Here is a 3500-nt window from a genome sequence, read left to right as displayed (position 1 = left end):
TCGGTTCTGATTTATGCAGGTTGGTATTAGGGGCTACATGTTTACAGGCGTTTGACTTCAATTATAAGTTGTAAATGATTTTTGGGTAGCGCTGAATGCACGGAAAAACGCGGCAGATGGGTCTCACTAGAGAAACTGTTGTTATCCGCTCGAACTATGAGAACCAAATAATTGCTCTTTTAAGCGTGCAATAGTACTCTACGGCTCAGTGGGAAATAAATATCTGTGCCTTGGAGAATAGTGCGGATCAAATATTTCCGGTTTACGAATTTAGTACTTTTCGGAACCACATTGCAGCAAGTGCGGAAAATCCAGTTTCTTCTTCTTTCGTTAGAACTGTTGCGCCTCTTTTGTTTAGTTTTCGTAATGCAACGCTATCAAGTGCATCGTCAAGCCGTATAAGGCGAGCGATGCCGATGTTTATCGAAAGTCTCGCAAGGTAGAATAGAAAACTTTGTTTCCCTCGGTGGGGGTTGAAAACTGGTCTCCGATACGAGTTTAGGCGTTTCGGATCAATACTCTCGTGTCCATGGAGGATTGCTCGGATAAGTAATGGTGAAAAAGGAACCGTTAGTAGCTGCATGATACGGGTCACAAACAAAGATGGGCGCCGCCAGAAGAAACTCATTTTCGCCTGAGGAAATAAGTGCTCCACATATGTTATGGGCTCCACGATATCGAGATTGGTCTGCTTGTGCAAAAAGTACTCTTGCATCTTATTATGAGAATTTTGGGCTTCTCGTATCATTTCCGATTTTTCGGGGAGTGTGATCTTTCCAGACCATACCTCGGCTGCGTACATGGCTTGAGCTTCAGCCATGAATGGCAGAGAAGTAATGATTGGCCGGCTAAAGCCGATAAAGCTCAAGGATACATCGTTGGGATTGAATATTCTTTTATAGAGCAGGTACGGCTTGGTGGTCTGCAGCTCATCTGGAAGAAAGCGGAATGAAGGCTTATAGCCAAAGCAACAGATGATCATTGTAGCAGATACTGTTTCGCCATTCTCAAAAGTGATGGTTGAACCTTGGACATCTGAAATCCCCGGCTTTGGGTCGACGCGTTTATTCCAGACATGATCCAAGGCATGGCCGTTTTTGTTGAAAAACTGACGAAACCAAGGGATGTCGTTTACCCATACAGAGACTCCATGTCCCTGATAACTCAAAACCGAGTTTGAAGACGCGATGTTACAACCATAGCGCATTCCCGGCTTCGACTTGAGGAAGTTGGTAAACAAGCGGTGCAAGAGGGTGGCTTGTTCATCAAGGGCGGCATCGTTTTTGTCATAGGCACCAGCTGGAAGACCAGTGCGAAATGGTGTTTTTCGAAAGAAGTGTTGCCCCCCACGTATGGACCATATGACTTTTGCATCTGTTTTCGAAAGCAGATCTACAATGTCGGACGCTGTTTCCCCTCCTCCACACACCACGACTGTATCATTGTTACCGACAGCCAGATCACTGGCGCTTTTAATATCTCCGGAATGCTGTGTTTTACCGGTAAAGTAATTGATCGGCTCAGGGATTGGTGATTTTTCGCTGTGCACGCCGGTGCAAACGCATATATTTCTTGCTTTCTCTTCTTGTCCGTCGGATGATGTGATATGCCAAAGGTCATCATTTTTCCTAATACTATTTACCGAAAAATTATATCTTATTATTTCATTTAATTTAAACTTTATGGAGTAACTATTTAAATAAGAGAGCGCTTCTTTATGGGAGAAAAAATTTCCAGCTGTGCCGTCCATTTCGAAGTCGGATGCTTCGGTTACATGCCGCGAAGAGGAGGAAATAGTTTCCTTCATGACCGTAATTTTATCCCGATCATTGCTAAAATTCCAGACGCCTCCAAGATCAGATCGGGCCTCAAAAATCACCACAGATAATCCGGCTGAACGGGCATATTTCGCAGCATAAAGGCCGGACCAACCGGCGCCAATGATCGCAATATCGTACATGTTTCACTTCACTTCTTTTTTCGTCGAATATTATTATAATATCTTTTTCAAAAAATAATATTGTCTTTAATAACACTGTTTGAATCAATTAATAGTTTGAGCGTTTATGTTTTTAATCATGTTTTTACTTATTTTACTTTAAGGGAATAATATATCACCTATCTTATGGTAGTTGAAATATTTACTCTTTCTACTTTCCTGCTGTGCTGCCATTGCTTCTCTCTACCAAACTTGAGCACCAAATTGGGCTCATGCCCGCTCCGAAGCGGCGAGTTTGGCCGGGGCGGGGTTGGCGCGTGTCCGCAACCAAAGCACAAACGGGACCGCGGTGACATACATCAGCACCCCGTAGACCGCCGAGGGCAGGCCGATTGTGGTCAGGCCATCGGCAGCCCCGACAATCAGGGGGGCGAGCGTGATGCCCAGCGTGCTGTTTTGCAATCCGACCTCTATGGAGATCGTTTTGCGCTCGGTCCAGGCAAAGCCCAGAGCCCCCGCAAGAAGCAGACCTCCAACCATCGTGATGATGTTGAGCGCCAGCAATGCGGGGCCAAGGCTCGCGAAACTGTCGAGGAGCAACCGCCAGTTCGCCAAGATGGCGGCGAGAACGATGATTGCGAACAACACACTTGCCAGGTTCACCAACCTGGGTTCGTAGCGGTCCGCGAAGGCCGGGGCCAGATACCGGATCATCATGCCGAGCGCCACGGGAAGGGCGGTGATCAAGACCATTGTCAGACCCAGCGATGCCACGGAGAAGTCTGCCGCTTCGTCTGCCATGAAATGACCGACAGACCAGCCGACCAGCACGGGCACGGTCACAATCGACAGGAGGGACATGACCGCTGTCAGGGAAACCGACAAGGCAACGTCGCCATTTGCGAGCCGGGTCACGATGTTGGAGGTGACACCCCCGGGGCAAAACGACAGCAGCATGACACCCACCGCCATGGCACCGGTCAGGCCAAAGGCGGCAACAACCACATAGGCAATCACGGGGATCAGAACGATCTGGCAGGCCGCCCCGACGAGAAAGACCCGGCCTCTCTCGGCGACACGTTTGAAGTCCCGCAAGGTCAAACCGATGCCGAGGCTCAACATGATGACGGCGAGCGACAAAGGCAGAAAGACCTCGATCAGGATATCCATTGGCATGCTCCGTGCGTTTCCCTCCGGTCTCCGGACTGTGAGCCCGGCAACCGTTCCCCGTTGTAATTGTCAGCTTAGGTTGCCCGAATGGTTTTGATCAAGACAAATGCCGCCCGGGTGGCGAAGATGGGCCGGATGTTTCTTGCCGTTTTCTTCCAATCCGAGGAAGCCGTTCAACGTAGAACATGCTTTGAACGGCATTCCCTGAGAAAGACTGCTTCAGTTTGAGCAGCTTGCATCGTGAGACCTCCGCATATTTCTGGTCTGGGTGAATTCAGGCGCGAAGTGCAACACGGCAAGAACTCTACATATTGAAACCAATCGAAACATGCATTGTATGACTCCACGTCACAGAAGTGGTGATGACGCCATAAGAAATTGATTGTCAAGG

General features: G+C 48.4%; 2 protein-coding genes. Both read right to left on the bottom strand.

The window, feature by feature from the left end; all coding sequences use genetic code 11:
* Positions 1–262: 262 nt before the first annotated feature.
* Positions 263–1960, bottom strand: coding sequence for an NAD(P)/FAD-dependent oxidoreductase (locus E1297_RS03495; RefSeq protein ID WP_155133934.1), 1698 nt, complete (start codon positions 1958–1960; stop codon positions 263–265).
* Between the two features lie 249 nt (positions 1961–2209).
* Positions 2210–3109, bottom strand: a complete 900-nt coding sequence (locus E1297_RS03490) for a bile acid:sodium symporter family protein (protein WP_155133931.1) — start codon at positions 3107–3109, stop codon at positions 2210–2212.
* Positions 3110–3500: the final 391 nt, after the last annotated feature.

The organism is Roseibium sp. RKSG952, from assembly GCF_009711355.1.
This window is presented reverse-complemented; position numbering and strand designations above follow the sequence as displayed.

Bases quoted from the DNA above. Each gene is read 5' to 3' on its own strand.
- E1297_RS03490 (WP_155133931.1), bottom strand. From the start codon at position 3,109: ATGGATATCCTGATCGAGGTCTTTCTGCCTTTGTCGCTCGCCGTCATC.
- E1297_RS03495 (WP_155133934.1), bottom strand. From the start codon at position 1,960: ATGTACGATATTGCGATCATTGGCGCCGGTTGGTCCGGCCTTTATGCT.